The organism is Stenotrophomonas sp. SY1 (genome assembly GCF_021202945.1).
GTDB lineage: Bacteria > Pseudomonadota > Gammaproteobacteria > Xanthomonadales > Xanthomonadaceae > Stenotrophomonas.
This window is the reverse complement of sequence record NZ_JAJOYR010000002.1, coordinates 677,704-703,804: the sequence shown is the minus strand read 5'-3', so window position 1 is coordinate 703,804 and position 26,101 is coordinate 677,704. Positions and strand designations below refer to the sequence as shown.

20 protein-coding genes are annotated in these 26,101 nt (G+C 64.8%); 18 read left to right on the top strand and 2 right to left on the bottom strand.

Features of this window, described 5'->3' with window-relative positions; all coding sequences use genetic code 11:
• Positions 1–25: 25 nt before the first annotated feature.
• The 3 genes from LR961_RS14730 (at position 26) to LR961_RS14720 (ending at position 2,844) form a co-directional block, all read left to right on the top strand.
• Positions 26–961: a nucleoside hydrolase gene (locus tag LR961_RS14730; RefSeq protein ID WP_232150698.1), complete on the top strand. Its 936-nt coding sequence runs from the start codon at positions 26–28 to the stop codon at positions 959–961.
• Between the two features lie 89 nt (positions 962–1,050).
• The gene (locus tag LR961_RS14725) at positions 1,051–1,293 is read left to right on the top strand and encodes a type B 50S ribosomal protein L31 (RefSeq protein ID WP_056931181.1); all 243 of its coding nucleotides are present in this window, start codon (positions 1,051–1,053) and stop codon (positions 1,291–1,293) included.
• 276 nt (positions 1,294–1,569) lie between these two features.
• Positions 1,570–2,844 carry a citrate synthase gene (locus tag LR961_RS14720; protein WP_232150697.1) on the top strand — a complete coding sequence of 425 codons (1,275 nt, stop codon included), beginning with the start codon at positions 1,570–1,572 and terminating at the stop codon, positions 2,842–2,844.
• Between the two features lie 678 nt (positions 2,845–3,522).
• Here LR961_RS14720 and LR961_RS14715 read toward each other — a convergent pair.
• Positions 3,523–4,143 (bottom strand): hypothetical protein, encoded by a 621-nt coding sequence (locus tag LR961_RS14715; RefSeq protein WP_232150696.1) that lies wholly within the window; start codon positions 4,141–4,143, stop codon positions 3,523–3,525.
• 76 nt (positions 4,144–4,219) lie between these two features.
• Positions 4,220–6,652, bottom strand: coding sequence for a penicillin-binding protein 1A (locus LR961_RS14710; protein WP_232150695.1), 2,433 nt, complete (start codon positions 6,650–6,652; stop codon positions 4,220–4,222).
• A 219-nt stretch (positions 6,653–6,871) separates the two neighbouring features.
• Between LR961_RS14710 and LR961_RS14705 the strand changes: the two genes are divergently transcribed.
• The 15 genes from LR961_RS14705 (at position 6,872) to rpsJ (ending at position 26,097) form a co-directional block, all read left to right on the top strand.
• Positions 6,872–7,930 carry a pilus assembly protein PilM gene (locus LR961_RS14705; RefSeq protein ID WP_345778059.1) on the top strand — a complete coding sequence of 353 codons (1,059 nt, stop codon included), beginning with the start codon at positions 6,872–6,874 and terminating at the stop codon, positions 7,928–7,930.
• Positions 7,930–8,634, top strand: a complete 705-nt coding sequence (locus LR961_RS14700; RefSeq protein ID WP_232150694.1) for a PilN domain-containing protein — start codon at positions 7,930–7,932, stop codon at positions 8,632–8,634. The genes LR961_RS14705 and LR961_RS14700 overlap by 1 nt, the downstream gene beginning before the upstream one ends.
• Entirely contained in the window at positions 8,631–9,302 is a 672-nt protein-coding gene (pilO, locus tag LR961_RS14695) for a type 4a pilus biogenesis protein PilO (RefSeq protein ID WP_232150693.1), read from the top strand. Before LR961_RS14700 ends, pilO begins: the two co-directional genes overlap by 4 nt.
• Positions 9,303–9,329: 27 nt before the next feature.
• Positions 9,330–9,839, top strand: a complete 510-nt coding sequence (locus LR961_RS14690; RefSeq protein WP_232151160.1) for a pilus assembly protein PilP — start codon at positions 9,330–9,332, stop codon at positions 9,837–9,839.
• 19 nt (positions 9,840–9,858) lie between these two features.
• Positions 9,859–11,751, top strand: a complete 1,893-nt coding sequence (locus tag LR961_RS14685; protein WP_232150692.1) for a type IV pilus secretin PilQ family protein — start codon at positions 9,859–9,861, stop codon at positions 11,749–11,751.
• Positions 11,752–11,855: 104 nt separating this feature from the next.
• Positions 11,856–12,875 carry a MoxR family ATPase gene (locus LR961_RS14680; protein ID WP_232150691.1) on the top strand — a complete coding sequence of 340 codons (1,020 nt, stop codon included), beginning with the start codon at positions 11,856–11,858 and terminating at the stop codon, positions 12,873–12,875.
• A gap of 69 nt (positions 12,876–12,944) precedes the next feature.
• The gene (locus LR961_RS14675; RefSeq protein ID WP_232150690.1) at positions 12,945–13,877 is read left to right on the top strand and encodes a DUF58 domain-containing protein; all 933 of its coding nucleotides are present in this window, start codon (positions 12,945–12,947) and stop codon (positions 13,875–13,877) included.
• On the top strand, positions 13,877–14,332 hold the full coding sequence (locus LR961_RS14670; RefSeq protein WP_232150689.1) for a DUF4381 family protein: 456 nt from the start codon (positions 13,877–13,879) through the stop codon (positions 14,330–14,332). Before LR961_RS14675 ends, LR961_RS14670 begins: the two co-directional genes overlap by 1 nt.
• Complete coding sequence (locus LR961_RS14665; RefSeq protein WP_232150688.1) at positions 14,332–15,336, top strand: VWA domain-containing protein; 1,005 nt, start codon at positions 14,332–14,334, stop codon at positions 15,334–15,336. Before LR961_RS14670 ends, LR961_RS14665 begins: the two co-directional genes overlap by 1 nt.
• On the top strand, positions 15,333–17,114 hold the full coding sequence (locus LR961_RS14660) for a tetratricopeptide repeat protein (RefSeq protein WP_232150687.1): 1,782 nt from the start codon (positions 15,333–15,335) through the stop codon (positions 17,112–17,114). The genes LR961_RS14665 and LR961_RS14660 overlap by 4 nt, the downstream gene beginning before the upstream one ends.
• Positions 17,111–18,787, top strand: a complete 1,677-nt coding sequence (locus LR961_RS14655) for a BatD family protein (RefSeq protein ID WP_232150686.1) — start codon at positions 17,111–17,113, stop codon at positions 18,785–18,787. The genes LR961_RS14660 and LR961_RS14655 overlap by 4 nt, the downstream gene beginning before the upstream one ends.
• Positions 18,788–18,843: 56 nt before the next feature.
• Positions 18,844–20,151, top strand: coding sequence for a dicarboxylate/amino acid:cation symporter (locus tag LR961_RS14650; RefSeq protein WP_232150685.1), 1,308 nt, complete (start codon positions 18,844–18,846; stop codon positions 20,149–20,151).
• Between the two features lie 171 nt (positions 20,152–20,322).
• Entirely contained in the window at positions 20,323–22,329 is a 2,007-nt protein-coding gene (tkt, locus tag LR961_RS14645; RefSeq protein WP_232150684.1) for a transketolase, read from the top strand.
• A 303-nt stretch (positions 22,330–22,632) separates the two neighbouring features.
• On the top strand, positions 22,633–25,389 hold the full coding sequence (locus tag LR961_RS14640) for a M14 metallopeptidase family protein (RefSeq protein WP_232150683.1): 2,757 nt from the start codon (positions 22,633–22,635) through the stop codon (positions 25,387–25,389).
• 396 nt (positions 25,390–25,785) lie between these two features.
• Entirely contained in the window at positions 25,786–26,097 is a 312-nt protein-coding gene (gene rpsJ / locus LR961_RS14635; protein WP_010341589.1) for a 30S ribosomal protein S10, read from the top strand.
• Positions 26,098–26,101 lie beyond the last annotated feature (4 nt).

Sequence of the window (26,101 nt, the reverse complement as noted above, 5' to 3'; positions counted from 1 at the left end):
ATTGCCAACCAGAGTGAAGCAGAAGATGAGCAAGAAGATACCGTTGCTGATTGATACCGACCCGGGTGTGGACGACGCGCTGGCGCTGTTGATGGCCTTTGCCGACGAGCGCCACGAGGTGATTGGTCTGACGGTGGCAGCGGGTAATGTCGGGCTCGACTACACCGTGCGCAATGCACTGAAGCTGTGTGAAGTGGCCGGTCGCGATGATGTGCCCGTGTTCGCCGGCACCGCCGATCCGCTGGTGTATCCGGCCGAAGATGCCGCGCACGTGCATGGGCGTGATGGTTTCGGCGATGTCGATCTGCCGGTCAGCGCACGCAAGGCCGAAGCCGAGCATGCCGCGCTGGCGATCCTGCGCCTGTCGCACGAGCATGCCGGCGAGCTGACGCTGGTCGCACTCGGTCCGCTGACCAACATCGCGCTGGCGCTGAAGCTTGACTCGACCCTGCCGCAGCGGGTGAAGCGTTTCCTGGTGATGGGCGGTGCGATCAACGGCCACGGCAACATCACCCCGGTGGCTGAGTTCAACATCGCCTTCGACCCGGAAGCGGCGCATATCGTGTTCTCGATGTTCCCGCACACCGAAGTGGCCGACTGGGAAGCCACCGTCGCCCACGGCATGCTGCATCGTGACGTGGAGCAGTGGCTGGCCGCCGATACCGACAAGGCGCGTTTCTACGAACTGATCTCGCGCCAGACCCGCCTGTGGTCGGAAGACAGCCGTGGCGAACATTGGTATGCCGCCGACGCCCTGGCCATGGCCTGGGCATTGCAGCCCGAAGGCGCCACGGAGCTGCAGCAGCGGCCGTTGTCGGTCGAGCTGACCGGAACCCGCAGCCGCGGCGCCACGGTGGTGGACTGGAACCGCCAGACCGGCGCCCCGGACAACACCACCTTGTTGATCGGCTACGACCAGGAGCGCTTCCAGGCCCAGGTGCGACGGGCCTTGGGCGTGTAAAGAGGAATATTTCCCGGTTTGGCTTGCCTATCGCGCCAAGCCGGGACTATAATGCCGCTCTTGACCACCAGCCCACACGGTGTGAGCCCATGAAGGCCGATATCCATCCTGATTACCACAACGTCGTTTTCCACGACGTCACTTCCGATTTCAAGTTCCTCACCCGTTCGACCATGTCCTCCAAGGAAACGGTCAAGTGGGAAGACGGCGAAGAGTATCCGCTGATCAAGGTTGAAATTTCCTCGGCTTCGCATCCGTTCTACACGGGCAAGCACAAGGTCATCGATACCAGCGGCCGCATCGACAAGTTCCAGAAGCGCTACGCGCGTTAATCTGGTTTTTGTTGCACGCCCGAACAACGGCCGCGCCCTGCGTGGCCGTTGTTTTGTGCTGTCTGCGGATAGCTGAATGAACATGCAATCCCGCTGGCATTGCATGTAACGGTGTGTCGCATTGCCGTTCCAGCTATAAGACTTTTGTCTTCGCAATCTGGAAATGCTGCTGTGCGATAATGGCGTGAACTGCGGCGGAAACCGCACAATTTCATTCACGCCCCTGTCCCGTCACCTCTCTGTCAGGACAGGCGCCTTCCACTTGAGGAGCGCACTGTGTCCGATCTTGATCAGGTCACGCTCAACGCCGGCGAGAAGTCGGTCGTTCTGCCTGTCGTCAAACCCGTTCTGGGCAATGATTGTGTCGATATCTCGAAGCTGACCAAGGAAACTGGTCTCTTCACCTACGACTCCGGCTATACCGCCACTGCCAGCTGCAAGTCGGCCATCACCTACATCGATGGTGACAACGGCGTGCTGCTGTATCGCGGTTACCCGATCGAGCAGCTGGCCGAGAAGTCCAGCTTCGTCGAAGTGGCTTACCTGTTGATCAATGGCGAGCGCCCGAGCGCCGAGCAGCTCAAGGCTTTCGAAGCCGAGTTGTCCGCTGAGGCCGGCGTCGATGCGTCGATCAATACGCTGATTGGCAGCTTTGCCAAGGACGCGCACCCGATGGCGATCCTGGCTGCCTCGATCGCGCAGCTCTCGGCCAAGTACCACGATTCGCTGGACCTGGCCGACGCCGAGCAGCGTCGCCAGGCTGCCGTGCGCCTGATCGCCAAGGTGCCGACCCTTTCGGCGCTGATCTACCGTCATGGCAAGGGCCTGCCGGCCAACACGCCGGACACCTCGCTGGACTACGTCAGCCGCTTCCTGAAGCAGACCTTCGAGTCGGCCGATGGCAAGTACGATCTGAACGAGGACGTGGTTAAGGCGCTGGACCTGCTGTTCATCCTGCATGCCGACCACGAGCAGAACGCTTCGACCTCGACCGTGCGTCTGGTCGGTTCCACCGGCGCCAACCCGTACGCTTCGGTCGCCGCTGGCGTGACCGCGCTGTGGGGTCCGGCTCACGGCGGTGCCAACGAAGCCGTGCTGAAGATGCTGGAAGAGATCGGTTCGGCCGACAACGTCGAGTCCGCCGTGCTCAAAGCCAAGGACAAGACCTCGGGCTTCCGCCTGATGGGCTTCGGCCACCGCGTCTACAAGAACTTCGATCCGCGCGCCAAGGTCATCGGTGAGATGACCAAGCAGGTGCTGGGTCAGCTGGGCGTGCAGGATCCGCTGCTGGATGTGGCCATCAAGCTGGAGCAGGCCGCGCTGCAGGACGATTACTTCGTCGCCCGCAAACTGTATCCGAACGTCGATTTCTACAGCGGCATCATCTACAAGGCGCTGAACATTCCGACTGAAATGTTCACCGTCATGTTCGCCCTGGGCCGCACCGCCGGCTGGGTGTCGCATTGGCTGGAACAGCAGGTCGATCCGGAAATGAAGATCGGCCGTCCGCGTCAGGTCTACACCGGCCACGACGTGCGCGACTACAAGTAAGCAATGGCATCGGCGCAGCGATGCGCCGCTTCCATCACAGCAAGGGCCCCGCAGAAGCGGGGCCTTTGTCGTTCAGGCGCTGGCGTCCACGCAGGAGCGGCGTCAGTCGCGAAGCTGGCAATGCGGCAGCGTTGGAGAGGGCTGCAATTGCAGGCTTCTGTATGGTCTGAGCCGCTACGAGCCTCGCGGCTGACGCCGCTCCTACAGGAGCAGGCTGCCTGCGTGTGGGGGAGCACCTGTCCAATGCCGTGCGGCAGTGGTTGGCCGCCGCCTCTGGACGTGGTGCAAGTCATCAGCAGCGCCAGCGTTCGCTTCTGTAGGAGCGGCGTAAGCCGCGAAGCTGGCGATGCGGCAGCGTTGGAGAGGGCTGCAATTGCGGGCTCCTGCATGGTCCGAGCCGCTACGAGTCTCGCGGCTGACGCCGCTCCTACAAGAGCAGGCTGCCTGTGTGTGGAGGAGCACCTGCCCAATGCTGCGCGGCAATGGTTGGCCGCCGTCTCTGGACGGGAGGCAATTCATGGGCAGCGTCAGCGTGCGCCTCTGTAGGAGCGGTGTAAGACGCGAAGCTCGCAATACGGCAGAAGTGAGGGGGCCTGCAATTGCGGGCTCCCGCCCAGTCGGAATCGCCACTCGCCGCTCGCCTCGCGGCTGAAGCCGCTCCTGCGAGCTGAGGATTGCCTACGTGGCGAGCAGCAACTGCTGCACCTGCGCCAATGTCGCGCGCGGCAGTGGCTTGCCGTTGTCGCCGGAGACCGGGGGGTGGCGCAGGGCGTCTTCGGGCAGGACGATCAGTTCGAAAGCGATGCCGTCGGCAGCAAACTCCCAGCCGGGGTAGTGCTGCCTGGAGGTGTGACCAGCCAGTTGCAACGGCCAGGCGCGCGCTTCGATGGGAATGCGTTGGTCATGCAGAAACTGCTGCACCGCTTCGGTGTCATCACAGTGCAGGTGCAGGATCACCGGGCTGTTGTCACCGGCCACGCCGGTCAGTACCGGCCCACTCAGTCGCGGCTGGAACGCATGCAGGAACTGCATCGCCTGCGCGGCCGATTGGCGGCGCTCGTGCAAGGCGCCAGGCTGGGTGGTGGAGGCAAACAGGCGTTGATGTTCGCGCAATGCCTGTTCGACTTCGCTCAGGCGCGGCCATAGCGCTTCATCGTGAATACCCAGGCGGGTGGCGGCCTTGCGTCGTGCGTGCTCGAAATCCTGGATGCCGCTTTCGACGATCAGGCGTGCCGCCTCCTGCGCCACGCGCTGGCGGCCGCGTTCAATGCGCTGGGCACTCTGGGGGCTGGATGGCATCGGTGTCTCCTGGTGGCTGCTGCGGGCCCGCACAGGCGGGCGGCAGGATGGTCCATCCCGCCGCCCGTGGCCCGGCTCAGAAGATATCGAAAGCGGCGTCGTCGGTCTTCTGTTCGTGCTGGCCGAAGTCGAAGTCCTGCACGCGGTCCATGTCTTCGTTCTTGACCCACTCGACCGCGCCGTTGAGGGTGGCCTGGACCATGCCCGAGGGCGGGTCGTTGCTGGCGATCGGCGCGTCCTTCAAGGCCACGCGCATGTAGTCGATCCAGATCGGCAGGGCTGCCTTGCCGCCGTACTCGCGGTAACCCAGCGAGCGGAAGTCATCACGGCCGACCCATACGGTGGTGGCCAACGGGCCGCCGAAGCCGGAGAACCAGGCGTCGCGGTGGTCGTTGGTGGAGCCGGTCTTGCCGCCGACATCCTCGCGTCCCAGTACCTTGGCTTGGGCGCCGGTGCCGCGCTGGACCACATCGCGCATCATCGATACCAGCTGATAGGCGGTGCGTTCATCGATTGCGCGCGGTGCGATGCGGGCATCCGGATTGACCGGCTTGGGCGCTTCCGTGGCTTCTTCCTTGCCCGTCGCGGGCGTGGCCGTGGCCGGGGGTGCTTCGGCGCCAAAGTTGAAGCCGTCGACCACCTGGCTGGCCGGGCTGGTGCTGCTGCTACCGGCGACGCCGCCGCAGCCGCGGCAGGCCAGCGCGGGATCTTCCTTGAAGATGACGTTGCCGTCGCGGTCGTTGATCTCGTCCACCACCCAGGTGTCCACGCGCGAGCCGCCGTTGGCGAACACGGCGTAGCCACGGGCCACCGACAGCGGCGTCAGCGAGGCGGTGCCCAGCGACATCGACAGGTTGGGCGGCAGCTCGGCTTCCTGGAAGCCGAACTCGCTGATGTACTTGCGCGCGTAGTCCACGCCGATGCTGTCGAGCAGGCGCACCGAAACCAGGTTGCGCGACTGCACCAGCGCTTCGCGCAGGCGCATCGGGCCGCGGAAGCCGCCGCCGTCGTTCTGCGGTTGCCAGGTCTTGCCACGACGGTCGCGGAACACCACCGGTGCGTCGAGCACGATCGAGGCCGGGTTGAAACCCTTGTCGAATGCGGCCGCGTAGATGAACGGCTTGAAGCTGGAGCCGGGCTGGCGCCGGGCCTGGGTGGCGCGGTTGAACTTGTTGCCGGCAAAGCTGAAGCCGCCCACCAGTGCACGCAGTGCGCCGGTTTCGGCATCCAGCGAGACCAGTGCGGCTTGGCCGCGCGGGATCTGGTCGATCAGCCACTGGCCCTCCTTGTCGCCGGCGCGCACGCGGATCATGTCGCCGCGCGTGACCAGCTTTGCAGGGCTGCGGTTGGTCCAGCGGCTGGCAGCGACCGGCAGCACCAGTTCGCTGCGGTCAGCCAGCACCACGCTGATGCTGCCGTCGGCATGGGTCGCCGAGACCACGGCCGGGATCAGGCCGGACTGGGCGGGGATGCCGGCAATATGCCGTGCCAGCGCAGTGGCGTCAGCGTCGGCAGCCACGTCGAAGTGCTGCTCCACGCCGTGCCAGCCGTGGCGGTGGTCGTACAGGATCAGGCCATCGCGAACGGCGGTGTTGGCCGCGTCCTGCAGTGCACCGTTGATGGTGGTGGTGACGTGGTAACCCTTGTTGAGTACGTCGCCGCCGTATTTGGCCACCATCTCCTGGCGCACCATTTCGGCCACGTAGGGTGCGTAGATCTCCACCGGCGGCTCGTGCGGCGTGGCGTGCATCGGCACCGCCTTGGCGGCATCGGCCTCGGCCTGGGTGATGAAGTTCAACTCGGCCATGCGTTGCAGCACGTAGTTGTCGCGACGCTGGCGGGCACGTTCGGGATTGCTGATCGGGTTGCCGCTGGAGGGGAACTTGGGAATGCCTGCCAGCGAGGCCATTTCGTCCAGATCCAGCTCGTTGAGCTTCTTGCCGTAGTAGTACTCGGCGGCAGCGCCCACACCGTAAGCGCGGTTACCGAAAAAGCTCTTGTTCAAATACAGCTCGAAGATCTCGTCCTTGCTCAGTTCGCTTTCGATCTTACGAGCGAGCAGGATCTCGGCCAGTTTGCGCGTGTAGCTGTACTCGGAGCTGAGGAAGAATTGGCGCGCGACCTGCTGGGTGATGGTCGAACCGCCCGGTACGCGCTTGGCGTCGGTGGTGGCCAGCAACCAGATCGCGCGGCCCACGCCCTTGTAATCGACGCCGTCGTGCTCGTAGAAACGCGCATCCTCGGTGGCCAGGAACGCCTGTTTCAGGCGCTCGGGAACGTCCTTCATCTGGATGGGGTAGCGCCGGGTCTCACCGAACACCGCCATTAGTTTCCCTTGGCTGTCATAGACATACATCGGCTCCTGCAACTCGACGTCGCGAAGGGTCTGTACGTCCGGCAGCTTGGAAGAGACAACGTAATAGAGCGAGCCGGCTGCGATCGCACCCACCAGGGCGAGGGCGACACACAGGGCCAGCAGCCAGCGCAGCCAGCGACGGAAACGTGCCATCCAGTAGGTTCCAATTGCGGTTTTTGTGGCCGCAGAGTATAGATTACGCAGGGGAGCGGCTGGGGCCGGGTCCTTGGGGAGAGCAAAAAGCAAACCTGACCGGGAGTGCGTGACGCGCATCGCGTCTCGTGTTCGGAGCGGTTGCCAATTGCTGTAAAACCGTTATTAATGCGCGGGCGCAAAAAGTGCGTCCAAGTGCCCATCGGCAGGGGAGAATCCGTGGGGCTTATCCCAAAGAGCCAGACGCCAATCATTGGTGTCGACATCAGTTCGACTGCGGTGAAGCTGCTTCAGCTTTCACGCAACGGCAACCGTTTTCGCGTGGAACATTACGCTGTGGAACCATTGCCGCCGAATGCGGTCGTGGAAAAGAACATTGTTGAGGTCGAAGCGGTCGGGGAGGCCATTCGACGAGCCGTAGCGCGTTCCGGGACCAAGGCCAAGAGCGCAGCCGCGGCAGTGGCCGGTTCGGCCGTGATCACCAAGGTGATCCCGATGCCGTCGGACCTGGACGAGGGTGAAATGGAAGCGCAGGTCGAGCTGGAGGCGGTGAATTACATTCCGTATCCGATCGAGGAAGTGAACCTCGATTTTGAAGTGCTCGGAGCAGTGCCGAACAATCCGGAAATGGTGCAGGTGCTGTTGGCCGCCTCGCGTTCGGAGAACGTGGAGTTGCGTCAGTCGGCGCTTGAACTGGGCGGATTGACAGCCAAGGTGATGGATGTGGAGGCGTTCGCGGTTGAGAACGCGTTCGCGCTCGTCGCCAGCGAGCTTCCGGTGGCCAGTGATGCGGTGGTGGCGCTGGTGGATATCGGCGCGACCATGACCACGCTCAACGTTCTGCGCGGCGGTCGCAGCCTGTACAGCCGCGAGCAGGTGTTCGGCGGCAAGCAGCTCACCGACGAAGTGATGCGCCGTTACGGGCTCAGCTACGAGGAAGCAGGCCTGGCCAAGCGCCAGGGCGGGCTGCCGGAGAGCTACGAGGTTGAAGTGCTGGAGCCGTTCAAGGAAGCGACGGTGCAGCAGATCAGCCGCCTGTTGCAGTTCTTCTATGCCGGCAGCGAGTTCAATCGCGTCGATCACATCGTGTTGGCAGGCGGCTGTGCTGCACTGGCCGGGTTGCCGACGATGGTGGAAGAACAGCTTGGCGTGGCTACCTCGGTCGCCAACCCGTTGGCACAGATGACATTGGGGCCGAAGGTGCAGGCACATGCCCTGGCACAGGACGCACCGGCGTTGATGATTGCCACCGGCCTGGCCATGAGGGGATACGACTGATGGCACGGATCAATCTTCTGCCGTGGCGCGAGGAGCGCCGCAAACAGCGTCAGCGTGAGTTCTACGCGATGCTGGGTTTTGCCGCGTTGACGGGTGTTTTCCTGTCCGGCCTGCTGTGGTTCTTCTACAGCCAGCAGATCAGCGGGCAGAACGAACGCAACGCCTATCTCGATACGGAAATCGCCAAGGTCAAGCAACAGAACGAGGAAATCCAGCGCCTGGACAAGCAGAAAGCACGTCTGCTTGCACGCAAGGCGGTGATCGAGGAGTTGCAGGGCAAGCGGTCGCAGATGGTGCACCTGTTCGATTCGCTGGTGCGCACCATCCCTGATGGCGTGGTGTTGACCGCGCTCAAACAGGAAGGCGACATCCTCACCCTGGAAGGTCGGACCCAGTCCAATGCGCGCGTGAGTACCTACATGCGCAACCTGGAAGGGTCGGGTTGGATGAGCAGCCCCGAGCTTTCGATCATCGAAGCCAAGGCCCAGGAAAGTACCGGCGCTGCGGTGGACATCAAATCGTTGCCTTACGTGTTCACCCTGCGGGTGAAGCTGCCGGCACCTGGTGAGAATCAGGAGCAGCAGCCTGCTACCGAAGCGGCAGGTGCGGCAACGGTACCGACTGATGCTGCTGCCAGCACCACGGGTGAACCCAAGGCCAGCGAGCCAGCGGCTGCGCCCGTGCAGAAGGAGGCGCGTTCGTGAGCAAGAAGTTCAACGCCAAAGAGCTGGATTTCAACAACATCGGCAACTGGCCACAGAAAGCGAAGATGGTTTTCTGCGCCTTGTTGGCAGTGCTGATCGTAGGCTTGTCCTACCTGGCGGTCGTCCGTGGCCAGGCGGAAGAGCTGGAAACGCTGGAAGGGAAGGAGGTCAAGCTGCGCGAGGAGTTCTCCAGGGAGCAGCAGCGTGCCGCCAACCTGGAGCCGCTGAAGCAGCAGCTGGCGCAGATGGAGCAGGTGTTGCAGCAGATGCTGCGGCAGCTGCCCAGCAAGACCGAGATGCCGGACCTGATCATCGACGTGTCGCAGACGGCGCTGTCCAGCGGTTTGAACAACGAGCTGTTCCAGCCCGGTGCCGAATCGCTCAAGGAGTTCTACGCCGAGAAGCCGATCGCACTGCGTCTGGTGGGCAGCTACCACCAGTTCGGTGCCTTCGTCAGCGGTGTGGCCTCGCTGCCGCGGGTGGTGATCCTGACCATGCACGACATCAACCTCAAGCCGCGCGATCCCAAGGGAGTGATCTCCAGGGGCGGGGCATTGGAGTTGTCCGGCACGGTCAAGACCTATCGCTACCTGGATGATGGTGAGCTGGAAGACCAGGAAAAGATGCTGGCCGAAGCCGAGAAAGCCAAGAAAAAGGGAGGGAAGTAAGACATGAACAAGACTTCCTCCCTCGCCATGGGCATCACTTGTCTGATGGCGCTTGCCGGCTGTACGCGAAGCGTGACCAGCACGCCGGGCGAAGCACCCAATCTGGAAAAGTGGGTGGCCGACGAACGCGCGCGCCCGGCCGAGGCTTTGCCGCCGCTGCCGGTCATGCAGCAGTTTGAAACCTTTGAATACGCAGCACAGGGGATGCGTGATCCTTTCAGTGATGCCTGGGTGATGGCCGATGGTGGCAACCAGCTGCGGCCCGATCCGGACCGTCGCAAGGAGCCGCTGGAAGCTTTCCCGCTCGACAGCCTGGACATGGTTGGCACGCTCGGTGGCGGCGGCGCTGGCATGGTCGCCCTGGTGATGGGGCCGGACAAGGTCACCTATCGCGTTCGTCCGGGTGTGTACCTGGGCCAGAGCGATGGCCGCGTCACCGGTGTGCGCGAGGACGGGATTGAACTGATTGAACTGGTGCCGGACGGCGCTGGCGGTTGGCTGGAGCGTCCAGCCTCGCTTGCGCTGGACGATCGTTGATTGATTAGGGGATAGCACGATGACTTTTACCAAAGCCCTGAGCCTGCGTCCCATCCGGCGCCATGCACTGGTCCGCGTCTGCGCCTTGGGAGTGGCGTTGGCAGCGGTGTGCGGCTCTTCGTTCGCAGCGCAGCCGATGGCTGCCGGTGGCAGTGCCGCCGGTACCCAGCAGGCGGCGTCGGCGGTTGCCGTAACCAAGATCGACTTCAAGCGCGGGGATGACGGCGCCGGTCGGTTGATCCTGCAGTTCGACGGACAGGGCGCGAGCCCTGACCTGCGCAACCAGGGCAACAGCGTGGTGGTGGATGTGGGTAATGCCACGCTGCCGGCCGAACTGCAACGCCCGCTCAACGTGGTGGATTTCGCCACGCCGGTGCAGCGCATCGACGCCAAGCCTTCTGGCGGTGGTTCGCAATTGGTGCTGAGCACCAATGGCCCGTTCGAGTCGTTGGCTTATCAGGCCGGCAATGAGTATGTGGTGGAGATCTCGCCGCGCCAGGAAGCATCCGCAACCGGTGCGATCACCGCAAAGACCGTGGCCCAGGCCGCAGCGACCGTCGCCGCCCGTGGATACAGCGGTCGCCCGGTGACCTTCAACTTCCAGGACGTGCCGGTGCGCACCGTGCTGCAGTTGATCGCCGAGGAGTCCAATCTCAATGTGGTGGCGTCTGACACCGTGCAGGGCAACGTCACGTTGCGCCTGGTCAACGTGCCGTGGGACCAAGCACTGGACATCGTGCTGCGTGCCAAGGGCCTGGACAAGCGTCGCGATGGCGGCGTGATCTGGGTCGCCCCGCAACCGGAGTTGGCCAAGTTCGAGCTGGAAAAGGAAGACGCACGCATCGCGATTGAAAACCGCGAAGGCCTGATCACCGACTACGTGCAGATCAACTACCACAACGCCGGCGTGATCTTCAAGGCGCTGACCGAGGCCAAGGGCATCGGCAGCAACGGTGGTGGCGGTGGCAATGGTGGAAGTGGCGACAAGCAGGAAAACGGATTCCTGTCGCCGCGCGGCATGTTGGTGGCTGATGACCGCACCAACACGCTGATGATCAGCGACATCCCGAAGAAGGTCGCGCAGATGCGCGAGCTGATCAGCGTGATCGACCGCCCGGTGGATCAGGTGTTGATCGAGGGTCGCATCGTCATCGCCTCGGACACGTTCGCACGTGACCTGGGTGCGCGCTTCGGCTTCCAGGGGCGTCGCATCGGTGACCGTACCCAGGCTGTCAGTGGTTCGCTGGAAGGCAACACCACGATCATCGAGGATGGCGAAGTCAGCACTGACGGCCTGAACGTCAATCTGCCGGCCAAGATCTTCACTTCGAATCCTGCGGGTGCCCTTGCGTACACCTTGCTGGGCCGCAACTTCTCGCTGGACGTCGAGCTGTCGGCCATGCAGGAAGAGGGCCGTGGCGAGGTGGTTTCGAACCCGCGCATCGTCACCGCCAACCAGCGTGAAGGTGTGATCAAGCAGGGTAAGGAGATCGGCTACGTCACCATCAGCGGTGGCGGCTCCGGCGGTGCAGCCACCGCCAACGTGCAGTTCAAGGAAGTATTGCTGGAACTGCGGGTCACCCCGACCATCACCCAGGACAACCGCGTCTTCCTCAACATGAACGTGAAGAAGGACGAAGTGGATTCCTACATGGACGTGGAGGAGTACGGCAACGTGCCGATCATCAACCGTCGTGAAGTGAATACGGCGGTGCTGGTGGAGGACGGCCAGACCGTGGTGATCGGCGGCGTGTACGAGTTCAGTGATCGCAGCAGCGTGGCCAAGGTACCTTTCCTGGGCGACATCCCGTTCCTGGGTGCGCTGTTCAAGAAGCGCGGCCGCAGCAAGGAAAAGGCTGAGCTGCTGGTGTTCGTCACGCCCAAGATCCTGCGTGTGGCCAAGGGCACCTGAGTCAGTTGACCAAAACCTGAAGAAGGGCCGCCCATGGCGGCCCTTCTTCGTTTGGCGCCAGCAGAATTGAAACTATTTCACAGCAAGTCGGTCAAACTGCGCCTATGGACCTGTCCCCCTCGCTGCCTACCCCGATGGACGCGCCGGCCGCTGATGCTGGCCTGCACCAGGAATTCACCGAACTGCGCGAAGCGCTGGCCAGCGAGATCGTCGGCCAGCAACTGCTGATCGACCGGTTGCTGATCGCGCTGCTGGCTGACGGCCACCTGCTGGTCGAAGGCGCGCCCGGCCTGGCCAAGACCACCGCGATCCGCGCCTTGGCCTCGCGCATCGATGCCAGCTTCGCGCGCATCCAGTTCACCCCGGACCTGCTGCCGGCCGATCTCACCGGCACCGATATCTGGCGCGCGGCGGAGGGGCGTTTCGAGTTCCAGCCCGGCCCGATCTTCCATCCGATCCTGCTGGCCGACGAGATCAACCGTGCGCCGGCCAAGGTGCAGTCGGCATTGCTGGAAGCGATGGGCGAGCGGCAGGTGACCGTAGGCAGGAACACCTACCCGCTGCCGGATGTGTTCCTGGTGATGGCCACGCAGAACCCGATCGAGCAGGAGGGCACGTTCCCGTTGCCGGAAGCACAGTTGGACCGCTTCCTGATGCACGTGCGGATCGGCTATCCCGACGCGAACGCGGAGACCGAAATCCTGCGGCTGGCACGCGAGCGGGCATTGCGCGCGGTGCAGCATATCGTGGCGGTCGAGCAGAAGTTGTCGTTGCAGAAGATCGAACAGGCACGACGTGCGGTGCTTGAACTGCATATGGCGCCGCAGCTGGAGCGCTATCTGGTGGCGCTGGTATTGGCTTCGCGCGATGCGCGTCCCTATGACGTTCGTCTGGCCGCGCGGATCGCATGGGGCGCGAGCCCACGCGGTTCAATTGCCTTGGAGCGTTGCGCACGTGCGCGTGCCTGGCTGGCAGGCCGTGACTATGTCACGCCGGATGACATCCGCTCGGTCGCGCCGGACGTGCTGCGTCACCGCGTTTTGCCCAGTTACGAAGCTGCGGCCGAGGGCTGGGATGGTGAGCGTCTGGTGGCGGCGTTGCTCGATTGCGTGCCGTTGCCTTGAGGCCGGCCCGATGGACCGCAGCCAAGGGCCAGCGCGGCGCGATGATGCCCGGATGATGTGGGGCGTTACATGAGTAGCCATGTGGCGGATGCAGCTGTTGCCGCCAGCGAGCCGGGCAACGGAATCGTTCCACGGCTGGCCGAGTTGATCGCCTTGCGCCAGTCCGCTGTGCAGGGGCGGCAGGGGCGCCGCGGGCATTACGTGGTGAGCGGTCGCGCCGCTTCGACACAGCGTGGCCGTGGCATGGAATACGCCGAGTCACGCGAGTATGTGGCCGGCGATGATGCGCGCCACATCGACTGGAAATTGACCGCGCGCACCGATGCGACACACACCAAGACTTTCCAGACCGAGCGCGAGCGGGTCACGTTGATCGTGGCCGATACCGCTGCCGCGCTGTACTTCGGCACGCGTGTGCGCTTCAAGTCGGTACAGGCCGCACGAGCCGGTGCGGTCGCGGCCTGGTCGGCGCTGCGCGATGGCGATCGCCTTGCCGCCCTGCGCGGGTCGCAGCAGCAGTCGCTGGTGCCGCCAGCCGGTGGAACGCGGGGCGTGCTTCGGGTGCTGGATGCATTGAGCCGTTGGTATGCCGAGCCACCGGCTGATGATGCCGGGCTGCAGTTGGCGCTGGAAAGGGCGACGCGCGTGCTGCACCCCGGCGCGCGAGCGGTGGTACTGGCCGATCCCGCCAGTGCCGTGGCGGTGCCGGCGGCAGTCTGGTCGGCGCTGTCGATGCATGTGGAAGTGCATCTCGTGCTGCTGCTGGACCCCTTGGAAACCACCCCACCACAGTGCGTGCTGCCGCTGGCCACCTCGGCCGGACGCATGCAGGTGGATCTGGGTTCCGAAAGCGTACGGCAGGGTTGGCACGCGGCGATGGTTGGCCCGGTGGAAACGTTGGCCCGGCAATTGCCCGGGCGACGAATCAGGGTCAGCAGCCTCGTCAGCGACGAAGCCAGCGATGCCTGGCTGACCGCGCCGATGCAGCGGGTGGTGGGCTGATGGCTGCGCAGTTGCCCCTGCGCGATGTGCATCTGCCGGCCGCACCGGCCTGGTGGCCGCCGGCTCCGGGCTGGTGGTGGGTGATCGCCGTCGTGGTTGCGCTGGCCGTGCTGGTGTTGGTCATGTACGGGCGTAGGCGACGCCAGCGTCAGCGTTGGCTGGCGTTGTTCGACCAGCAGGTGATGCGCGCGGCCACCGATGCCCCGGCACGATTGGCCGCGGCATCGGAACTGCTGCGGCGTGCCGCGCGGCGGGTGGATGCGCAGGCGGTGTTGTTGCAGGGGCAGGATTGGTTGCGCTTCCTGGATGGCCGCAAAGGCAATGATTTCAGTGCCGGTGATGGTCGGCTGCTGCTGGATGGTGGGTTTCGTGCAAGCGTGGATGCCGGGGCCGCCGATCGTGCCTGCCAACTTGCGCAGGCGCGTTTCCTTGAATTGATGGCGGGGCGGCGCTGATGCAGGCTTGGCTGGATGCGCTGCTGGCTACGCTGCCCGGTTTTGCCTGGCCGTGGTTGTGGCTGTTGTTGCCGGTGCCGGTGTTGATGCGTTGGTGGCCGTTGCGCGAGCAGGCCGATACGCCGGCCTTGCGCGTGCCTTATGCGCCGTCCCGGTTGCAGTTGCAGCATGTCGACGGGAAAGGTTCGGCCTGGTTGCGCGGCCTGCTGCTGTGGCTGGCCTGGTTCTTCCTGTGCGCAGCCATCGCACGGCCGCAGCAATTGGGCGAGCCGGTGGAGCCGCCGCGACAGGCGCGGCAGATGATGCTGGCGGTGGACCTGTCCGGCAGCATGAGCGAGCCGGACATGCAACTGGGCGGGCAGATCGTGGACCGGCTGACCGCTGCCAAGGCGGTGCTGGCCGACTTCCTGGAGCGCCGCGAAGGTGACCGCATCGGTCTGGTCGTGTTCGGCCAACAGGCTTATGCATTGACGCCGCTCACCGCCGACCGCGCCACCGTGCGCGAACAGCTGCGCGACAGCGTGGTCGGCCTGGCGGGGCGCGAAACCGCATTGGGGGATGCCATTGCGTTGTCGGTCAAACGTCTGCGCGACCAGCCACAAGGCCAGCGGGTGTTGATCATGCTGACCGATGGCGTCAATACCGCCGGCGTGCTGGACCCGCTGAAGGCCGCCGAGTTGGCCAAGACCGAAGGCGTGCGCGTGTACACGGTGGCCTTTGGCGGCAGCGGTGGCGTCTCGCTGTTTGGCGTGCAGCTGCCCGGTGGCGAAGACCCGGTCGACGAGCAGACCCTGCGCGGTATCGCAGAACAAACCGGTGGCCGTTTCTTCCGCGCGCGTGATACCGACGAACTGGTTGGCATCTACGCCGAGCTGGATCGGCTTGAACCGGTCAGGAGCGAAGGCCCGGCAGTGCGCCCGCGCATTGAACGTTATGCATGGCCGTTGGCGGTTGCCCTGCTGCTGGGTGTACTGGCGCTGGCCTGGCGTGGGGTGCGTGCATGAACCTGTGGCAGCAACTGCATTTCCTGCGCCCGGAATGGCTGTGGGCATTGTTGCTGGTGCCAGCGGCACTGCTCGGCAGCTGGTATCGGCGTCGGCGGCGCACGCGCTGGCATGAAGCGGTGGACCCGCATCTGCTGCCGCACCTGCTGGCCGGCAGCGGCAAGCACGGCTGGCTGGGTAGCGCGGCGTTGGTGCTTGGTTTGTTGCTGGCGGTACTGGCGTTGGCCGGGCCGAGTTGGCGCCAACTGGAACAGCCATTGTGGGAAGCAAAGACACCGTTGGTGGTGGTGCTGGACCTTTCCAACAGCATCCGCGCCACCGACCTTCCACCCTCACGGTTGTTGCAGGCACGCAGCAAGCTGGCAACGCTGCTGCGCGAGCGCAAGGGTGGCGAAGTGGCGCTGGTGGCGTTCGCCTGGGAGCCGTTCACCGTGGCGCCGCTGACCGACGACACCGCCAACGTGGCGTTGTTCCTTGACGCGTTGTCGCCGGAGATCATGCCGGTGGACGGGCACAAGCCGGACAAGGCATTGGCCTGGGCTGGCGAACTGCTCAAGCAGTCCGGCGCGCGTCAGGGGCAGGTACTGTTGATGACCGATCACAGCGATGCGGCTGCGCTTGCCGCTGCCGCGCAGCTGCGTGCGGGCGGTTATCAGGTGTCGGCACTGGGCTTGGGCACGCTGCAAGGTGCCGCGTATCGCGATGCGCGTGGCGCCATCGCGCACGCGCATCTGGATGAGGGCTCGCTACGTGCGTTGGCTGTTGCCGGCGGCGGTCGCTACCAGCGCATCGCCAGCACCGATGCGGATCTGCGCGCACTGGACGTGCTGGAGCCACTGGCACAGGCCACGAAGAACGCGCAGGACAAGACCGGCAAGGCCTGGCTGGACGAAGGTTACTGGTTGCTGCCGCCGGTGCTGCTGCTGGCGTTGCTGGCGTTCCGTCGGCCGCGTCGGGTCTTGCCCGTGGTTGCGTTGTGCCTGTTGTTGCCGATGATGCAGCCGGCGCACGCGGCCGAACCCGGTGGTTGGTGGCAGCGTGCCGACCAGCGCGAACATCAACGCCTGGCCGAGGGCGTTGATGCCTACCGGCGCGGTGATTTCGCCGCCGCACAGCAGCGCTTTGAAGGCATCCAGAGCGACCAGGGCAGATACAACCTGGGCAATGCACTGGCCCGCCAGGGCAAGTACGACGAAGCCATTGCTGCCTACGATCAGGCGCTGAAGCTGCAACCGGGCATGCCGGATGCGCTGGCCAATCGTGCGGCGGTCGATGCTGCGCGCAAGCGCGACAAGTCGCAGGGCCAGCAGCAAGGCCAGAAGGGCGACGCAAAACAGAATTCTTCGGATTCTCAGCAGGGCCAGGGGGCGAATGACCCCGCCGCGCAGCAGGGCCAACAGGGCCAGCAGTCCCAGCAATCGCAACAGGGGCAGGCGCAGGATCAGCAGCCGTCACCGGCGTCGAAACAACCGGGCAAGGATGAGCCGTCTTCACCACGTTCCGGTCAGCAGAAGCCGGAAACCGAAGATGCCGGCAAGCAGCAGCAGGCCGACCAGGCACAGCGTCAACGCATGGAGCAGGCGATGCGCCAGCAACAGGCACAGGCCGATCAGAACAAGGCCCAGAAGGATGCCGCGCGCGCGGCGATGACCCCGCAGCAGCGTGAGCAGCAGCAGGCGGTCGATGCGTGGATGCAACGTGTGCCGGACGAACCGGGGAATCTGTTGAAAGCGAAATTCCAGCTCGAGTACGAGCGACGGATGCGGGAAGGCCGATGAAGACGAACAACGGACGCGGTTACGCGAGGCTGTGGTTGCTGATGGTCCTGCTGGCCTGTGTAAGTGTGGTGCAGGCGCAGACCCGCGCCTGGCTGGACCGCGACAGCATCAACCAGGGTGAAACCGTCACCTTGAACATCGAGACCGACCAGGCGGGGGCGCCCGACTACCGGCCGTTGCAGGCCGATTTCGAAGTGAGCGGGCACAGCAGCAACCGCCAGATGCAGATGGGCAATGGCGGCATCCGCAGCAGCGCTTTGTTTGGTGTGGTGCTGAAGCCGCGTCGCAGCGGAACATTGAACGTCCCTGCATTGCAGGTGGGCAGTGCGCTGACCACGCCGCTGCAATTGGTGGTTCGCGAGGTGGCGGTGGCCACGCGCGGCAGCAACGCATTGGCCTTCATCGAAACCGAGGTGGATGACCCGCAGCCCTACGTGCAGCAGAGCGTCGGCGTGGTGGTGCGGCTGTACTTCGCCACCCAGTTGGCATCCGGTGAACTGGTGCTCGACACGCCGGCCGGTGCTTCTCTGCAGCGTGTTGGTGATGACCGTACTTCGACGCGCGATGTGGGCGGGCGGCGCTACAACGTGGTCGAGCGTCGCTTCCTGCTGATACCCGAGCGTAGTGGTCCGCTGGTGGTGGCCGGTGCGCGTTTCAGCGGCAAGGGCGTGGGCGGTTTCTTTGACGATTTCTTTGAACGTGACAGCGGCCAGCTCAGTGCACGCGCACCCGACCAGACCCTGCAGGTGCAGGCCATTCCGACCGATGCACCGCAACCATGGCTGCCGTTGAAGAACCTGCAGCTGCGATACATCGCTGCGCCGGACGCAGGCCGCACCGGTGAGGCGATCACCTTCGAAGTGCAGGCCACCGCCAGCGGCGCGACCAAGGCGCAGTTCCCGGAACTGCCGGTGCCTTCGCTGGGCGATGTGGCGCAGGTGTTCGCCGAGCCGCCGCAATACGATGAAACCTTCAGCGGTGGCAGCCCGCAGCTGACACTCAAGCGCCGCTATTCGATCGTGCCGCAGCAGGCCGGTGCCTTGATTGTGCCGGGTATCCGCATGCAATGGTGGGACGTGCAGGCCGGCCAGTTGCAGACCGCCGCGTTGCCGGAGCAGCGCGTGCAGGTGGCGCAGGGCAGCGGTGGGCTGGTTCCGCCGCCGCTTCCACAAGCCGCGCAGGCCACCTCGGTACTGGATGCGAACGCGCTGCCTGTGGCGCCTGCCAGCGGCGTGGGCTGGTTGTGGCCGGCCTTGGCCGCTGGCTTTGCATTGTTGTGGTTGGTCACCTTGATCTGGGGATTGTCGCGACGACAGCCGGCCGCGCCCGTGGACGCGCCGCAGGGCGGTGAGCGTTCTTCGCCGGGAACCACCTACAGCCAGACCGATCTGCGTCGTGCGCTGGATTCGGGTGGATTGGACGAGGTGGTCCACATCCTCGCGTCGATGGCCGGCGTGGCCGACCTGGATGGCGTGATCGCGCGGCTGGACGACGCTGGGCAACGGCAGGCGCTCGAGCGCATGCAACGCGCCCGCTGGGCCGGTGAGGGCGACGTGTCGCAGGCCCGTGCGCGCCTGCGCGAGGTGTTCCGCAAGGGCCCGCGATGGTCGAAGGCGGTGGCAACAACGGCGGAAAAACCGACGCTGGATCCCCTCTATCCAGAGCAAAGCTGAAAAGGACGGCCGTTCACTGTCTGTTAGGCTGTTCGATTCTCTGGAGGGAGCAACCCATGGGTCATGCAGCACCATCTAGCGGCAAGATGCCGTTCCACTGGAAGATCGGAATCGGCTTCGCCATCGGTCTGCTGCTCGGCCTGATCGTTCACTTCGTGAGTCCCGGCGCCAGTTGGGTGCACGGGGTCACCACGTACCTGACCACCCCGGTTTCCGGGCTGTTCCTGAGCCTGATCTTCATGCTCATCGTGCCGCTGATCTTCTCGGCGCTGGTGATGGGCGTGTCGGAGATGGGCGACATCCGCGCGCTGGGCCGCATCGGCTGGAAGTCGCTGGCCTACACGGTGGTGTTGTCCGGTGTGGCGGTGCTGATCGGCCTGGTGCTGGTCAACCTGCTCAAGCCTGGTGCGGGTGTCGATCCGAACGTCGCCGCGCAGCTGCTGGCCGAGAATGCCGAGCGCAGCAAGGAGATCGTGGCCGGTGTCGGCTCCCAGCCCAAGGGCTTGGAAATGCTGCTGTCGATCGTGCCGAACAACGTGCTCGAAGCGGCTTCCGACAACGGCAAGATTCTGTCGCTGATGTTCTTCGCACTGATGCTGGGCATCGGCATGGTGCTGTCGCCGGCCGAAAAGGTGGCAACGCTGCGCAAAGCCATCGAGGGCTTGTTCGAAGTCTCGATGACCCTGATCAACCTGGTCATCCGCCTGGCGCCGTATGCGGTGGCCTGCTTCATGTTCAACCTGGCGGCCATTTTCGGTTTCAGCCTGCTGATCAAGCTGGGTGCCTATGTGGGCGTGGTGGTGCTGGCGCTGGCGCTGCACATGTTCGTCAGCTTTGGTATTGCTGTGAAGCTGGCCGGCCGCTCGCCGCTGGCGTTCTTTCGTGAGACTCAGGAAGCCACGTTGATGGCGTTCTCCACCGCCTCGTCCAACGCGACCCTGCCGACCGCGCTGCGCGTGGCCGACCAGATGGGCTTCCCACACAAGGTTTCGCGCTTCGTGCTGACCGTGGGTGCCACCGCCAACCAGAACGGCACGGCGCTGTTCGAGGGCGTGACGGTGATCTTCCTGGCGCAGTTCTTCGGCGTGGACCTGAGCATCGGCCAGCAGCTCATGGTGATGGTGGTCTGCATCCTGGGCGGCATCGGCACCGCCGGCGTGCCGTCCGGTTCGCTGCCGGTGGTGGCGCTGATCTGTGCCATGGTCGGCGTCAACCCGGTCGGAATCGGCCTGATCCTGGGCGTGAACCACTTCCTGGACATGTGCCGTACCGCGCTCAACGTCACTGGCGATCTGGCCCTGACCACCCTGGTGGCGCGGGGTGAGAGCGACGACAGCCTGGGCCGGCACCACCCGCAGGGCTGAGCTTTCGACCAGCGCACGGCCAAATGGCCACCCTGAACGGGTGGGCATTTTGTTGGCCGATTGTGCAGCTTCCGGCTGCCGGCGGGGCCTTTCACGGACTGAACCGCGCGGTGGCTTGTGGGACAATAGGCCGCCCGCAGTTCCGCGGGAGCCTCCCGATTCCGACGAACCATGACGCAGCCCACCCGCCGCCAGTTGGCGAACGCCATCCGTTTCCTTGCCGCTGATGCGGTCGAAGCCGCCAAGTCCGGTCATCCCGGCATGCCGATGGGCATGGCCGATATCGCCGAAGTGCTCTGGAACGACTATCTCCGCCACAACCCGAACAACCCGAAGTGGTTCAACCGCGACCGCTTCGTGCTGTCCAACGGCCACGGTTCGATGCTGCAGTACGCGCTGCTGCACCTGAGCGGCTATGACCTGCCGATCGAGCAGCTCAAGGCCTTCCGCCAGCTGGGCAGCAAGACCGCCGGCCACCCGGAGCGTCATGAAACCCCGGGCGTGGAAACCACCACTGGCCCGCTGGGCCAGGGTCTGGCCAATGCCGTGGGCTTCGCCCTGGCCGAAAAGCTGCTGGCACAGCGTTACAACCGCCCGGAATTCGAAGTCGTTGACCACCGCACCTGGGTGTTCATGGGCGACGGCTGCCTGATGGAAGGCATCTCGCACGAAGCTGCGTCGTTGGCCGGCACCTGGGGCCTGGGCAAGCTGGTCTGCTTCTGGGACGACAACAACATTTCCATCGACGGTGAAGTGGAAGGCTGGTTCACCGACAACACCCCGGAACGTTTCGAGGCCTACGGCTGGAACGTGGTGCGCGACGTGGACGGCCACGATCCGGAAAGCATCAAGGCCGGCATCGATGCGGCGCTGTCGCAGTTCGACAAGCCGACCCTGATCTGCTGCAAGACCACCATTGGCTTCGGCTCGCCGAACAAGGCCGGCCAGGAATCCAGCCACGGCGCACCGCTGGGCAAGGACGAACTGGAAGCCACCCGCAAGGCGTTGGACTGGTCGTATGGCCCGTTCGAGATTCCGGAAGACATCTACGCTGGCTGGCGTGCAGGTGGCACCGGCACGCTGCGTCAGGCCGAGTGGGAACAGCTGTTCGACAAGTACGCCGCACAGTTCCCGGAACAGGCCGAAGAGCTGACCCGCCGTTCGCACGGTGAGCTGCCGGACGACTTCATTGCCAAGGCCGATGCCTACATCGCCCAGGTGCAGGCCGAAGCGCCGAACATCGCCTCGCGCAAGGCCTCGCAGAACGCGATCCAGGCCTTCGCACCGCTGCTGCCGGAGATCGTCGGCGGCTCGGCCGACCTGGCCGGTTCCAACCTGACCCTGTGGAAGGGCGCGCAGACCGTGGTCGGCGAAGATCCCAACGCCAACTACGTGCACTACGGCGTGCGTGAGTTCGGCATGAGCGCCATCGCCAACGGTCTGGCCCTGCACGGCGGTTTCCTGCCGTTCGACGCCACCTTCCTGGTCTTCAGCGACTACGCCCGCAACGCGCTGCGCATGAGCGCGCTGATCCCGGCGCACGTCATCCACGTGTTCACCCACGACTCCATCGGTCTGGGCGAAGACGGCCCGACCCACCAGCCGGTCGAACACGTGTCCTCGCTGCGCTACATCCCCAACAACGATGTGTGGCGCCCGTGCGACGCCGCCGAGTCGGCGGTCAGCTGGAAGGCTGCCATCGTGCGCAAGGACGGCCCGAGCTGCCTGATCTTCAGCCGCCAGAACCTGGCCCCGCAGCAGCGCAGCGCCGAGCAGGTCAAGCAGATCGAACGCGGCGGCTACGTGCTGGCCGATGCCGCCGGTACGCCGGACGTGATCCTGATCGGTACCGGTTCGGAAATCGGCCTGGCCATGGCTGCCAAGGCCGAGCTGGACGCCGCCGGCATCAAGACCCGCGTGGTGTCGATGCCGTGCACCGACGTGTTCGATCGCCAGGACGCGGCCTACCGTGAATCCGTGCTGCCCAACGCCGTGCGCAAGCGCGTCGCCGTCGAGGCTGGCGTCACCGGTTTCTGGCGTCAGTACGTGGGCTTGGACGGTGCGGTGGTCGGCATCGATACCTTCGGTGCTTCGGCCCCGGCCGACAAGCTGTACCAGCACTTCGGCATCACCACCGAAGCGGTGGTCGCCGCTGCCAAGGCCGTGGTCGCCAACTGATCGCTGTTGTCGGTTTTAGACGAAAAGGCCGGGGAATTCCCCGGCCTTTTTTGTTGCCCGGCCTGAAAGTGTGATCGGGACAGCACGGGCAGGGGCACATTGCAGACTCAATGAAGTGCGGCGTGTCCGGTGCTTGCGTCATCACGCTGCAGGACGATCAGCCTGCGCGCGAGCCGTCATGACAATGGCAATGGCGGAAAGACACTGCTTGCTGCTCTACTGTCGGCACAGCGAGCGCCGCAGCGACGGCGCTGATCTTGGCTTGAAGGGTGCTGGCGGTTGTCGGCAACGGGAGGACGTGGGATGGGGTTGGTATTGCTGCGGCGCATGGCCTGCGCGGCGTTGTTGATTGGTGTTGGCATGGGGCAGGCGGTTGCCGCCGCGCCGTCGCCAAAATCACATTTCGGTTTCGATATCGGCGATGACTACATGCTCGCCACGTACACGCAGACCGAAGCGTACTTCCGCAAGGTCGCAGCCGGCTCGGACCGCTTTCGCCTGGTGGAGCTGGGCAAGACTTCCGAAGGTCGCCCGCAATTGATGTTGATCGCCTCCTCGCCGGCCAACCTGGCGCGGCTGGAGGAATACCGCGGCATTTCCGAGCGTCTGGCGCGGGCGCGCGACGATGCCGATGCGGCGCGCGCGCTGGCCGCGCAGGGCAAGGCGGTGGTGTGGATCGATGGTGGTCTGCATGCCAATGAGACCGTTGGCCCGCACCAGCTGATCGAAACGGTGTGGCAGCTGGCCAGCCGTGACGACGCCGAGACCCGCCGCATCCTCGACGACACCATCGTGCTGCTGGTGCATGCCAACCCGGACGGCCAGGAGCTTTACTCCAACTGGTACATGCGCGAGCCGGTGCCGGCCAAGCGCGTGCTGGACAAGCCCGAGCGCCTGTACCAGAAGTACGCCGGGCACGATAACAACCGCGATTTCTACATGGCTGCGCTGCAGGAAACGCGCAACATGAACCTGGCGATGTACACCCGCTGGTATCCGCAGATCGTCTACAACCATCACCAGACCTCGCCCAAGGGCACGGTGATCGTGATTCCGCCGTACCGCGACCCTTACAACTACAACATCGACGCGATGATCCCGGTCGGGCTCGAAGCGCTGGGCGCGGCGATGAACCTGCGCTACCTGCAGGAGAACAAGCCCGGTGCGGTCTCCAAGGGCGGCAGCGTCTACTCGACGTGGTGGAACGGCGGCCTGCGCACCATGCCGTACTTCCACAACATGCTGGGCGTGCTGACCGAGATCACCGGCAACCCGACGCCGATGCAGATCCCGTTCATGCCCGAGCGGCAGCTGCCCGACAGCAACCTGCCGGCGCCGGTGGCCGCGCAGACCTGGCATTTCCGCCAGTCCATCGATTACAGCCTCACCGCCAACTGGGCGCTGCTGGATTACGCCTCGCGCGACCGCGAGCAGCTGCTGTGGAACATCTACCGGATGGGGCGCAACTCAATCGAGCGTGGCAGTGGCGACAGCTGGACCGCCAGCCCGACATTGCTGGCCAAGGCGGCCGAGCGCGCCAAGACGGAATCGGCCGGCACGCCGGCCGCCAAGTCCGGCGAACTGAATGGTGCCCAGGTGGCGTCTCTGCTGCGTCGTCCCGACCAGCGTGATGCGCGTGGCTACATCCTGCCGGCCGACCAGGCGGATCTGCCGACCGCGGTGGCCTTCATCAACGCCCTGCAGTTGGCGGGCGTGGAGGTGATGCAGGCCAGCAAGCCGTTCCACGCGGCCGGCAAGGCTTACCCGGCCGGCTCGTTCGTGGTACGTGCCGATCAGGCCTTCCGGCCGCATGTGCGTGACATGTTCGAGCCGCAGGACCACCCGCACGATTTCGAGTACGAAGGTGGTCCGCCGATCGCTCCCTACGACTCGGCCGGCTGGACCCTGGCGTTCCAGATGGGCGTGGCGTTCGATCGCGTGCTGGAGGGCTTCGACGGGCCGTTCGTGCCGCTGCCTGTCGGCACGCTGTGGACGCCCGACGACCAGGCCGTTCCTGCATCGGGCAAGGGCTGGGTGCTGGATGCCCGGCAGAACAACAGCTTCATCGCGGTCAATCGGCTGCTCAAGGCGGGCGTCGCGGTGCGACGCGTGCCGGCGCTGGATGGTGCGTTCCTGGTCCCGGCTGGCAGCCAACAGGTGCTGGTCACCGCATTGAGGGGTACCGGCGTGGCGGCCCGGCCGGCCAGTGGTGGAGAAGTGGCGGGCGCACCGCTGCGGACCCCGCGCATTGCGCTGTGGGACCACTACGGTGGCTCGATGGTGTCCGGTTGGACCCGGCTGGTGCTGGAAAACTTCGGTTTCGACTACGAAGTGGTCCACCCGCGCCAGATCCTGGCCGGCAATCTGCGTGATCGTTTCGACGTATTGCTCCTGCCCAGCGGCGCATTGCCGTTGCCGCAGGCACTGGCCATCGAAGGCAAGGCCGGGCGGACTGCGGCATCGCCCGATCCGGCGACCATTCCGGCGCAGTTCCATCCCCTGTTGGGCGAACTGGAGGGCGAGCCGGCGGTCGCTGTGCTGCGCCAGTTCCTGGACCAGGGCGGGCACGTGGTGACCACCGGGTCCTCCAGCGGCCTGGCCCTGCAACTCGGCCTGCCGGTGACCAGTCACCTGCGCAGGGCCGGGGAGGGCGGCCAGCCGCAGCCCCTGAACCCGCGCGAGTACTACATCCCGGGCAGCATCCTGCAGGTGGCGGTGGACAAGCGCAGTGCTGCCAACTGGGGGCTTTCCTCGCGGCTGGACGTGTATTTCTCCGACGGTCGCTGGGATAATGCGCCGGTCTTCAATCTGCCCGCCGGGCGCGGCGACATCCGGCCGCTGCTGCGTTTCGACACGGCAACCCCGCTGCGCAGTGGCTGGGCCTGGGGCCAGGAGTACCTGCAGGGCGGGGTGCTGGCCGCCGAGGCGGACGTGGGGAAGGGCAGGCTGACGTTCTTCGGAACCGACATCACCTTCCGTGCGCAGACCCACGCATCCTTCAAACTGTTGTTCAACAGTCTGCTGTGGGCCGGGGCGGAGCCATCCGGGCAGCCTGAATAGGCGCAGTGCCAATGGCGGCGGGCATCATCAAGCCTGCCGCCAGCTGAAGCCTCCGTAGCACCGATGGGGGGTGACTTGCAAACCCCAGAAAACACTGACAGAATGCACGACCACTCGCGAAGGTGCGTCTTACGCATGCTTCGCAACCAGCGAAAGGAGGAGCAGGACGCGCCTCGTATTCGCCAGACAAGGACAGGTCGCGTGGCTCACTCCGGGATTCCGGGGTGAATCTGCGCGTTTGAACATGTCTGGGGCGGGCCGGGTAACCGGGCCGCCTTGCTGTTTTGAAGGGATTCTCGTTGACGGGAGGTGCTTCGGTGCCGACCGTCGTTTTCATGGGGCCTGGTACACACAGAGATCAGGCCCGTCGCTCTTTAGACCTATAGGAACACCGTCATGGCGGACCAAAAGATCCGGATTCGGTTGAAGGCGTTCGATCATCGTTTGATCGACCGTTCGGCCAGCGAGATCGTTGAAACGGCCAAGCGGACCGGCGCGCAAGTGCGTGGCCCGATCCCGCTGCCAACCAAGATCGAGCGTTACACCATTCTCGTCTCCCCGCACGTCGACAAGGACGCGCGTGACCAGTACGAGACCCGCACGCACAAGCGCGTGCTCGACATCGTCGACCCCAACGACAAGACCGTGGACGCGCTGATGAAGCTCGAACTGGCTGCCGGCGTCGACGTGCAGATCAAGCTGACCTGAGGAC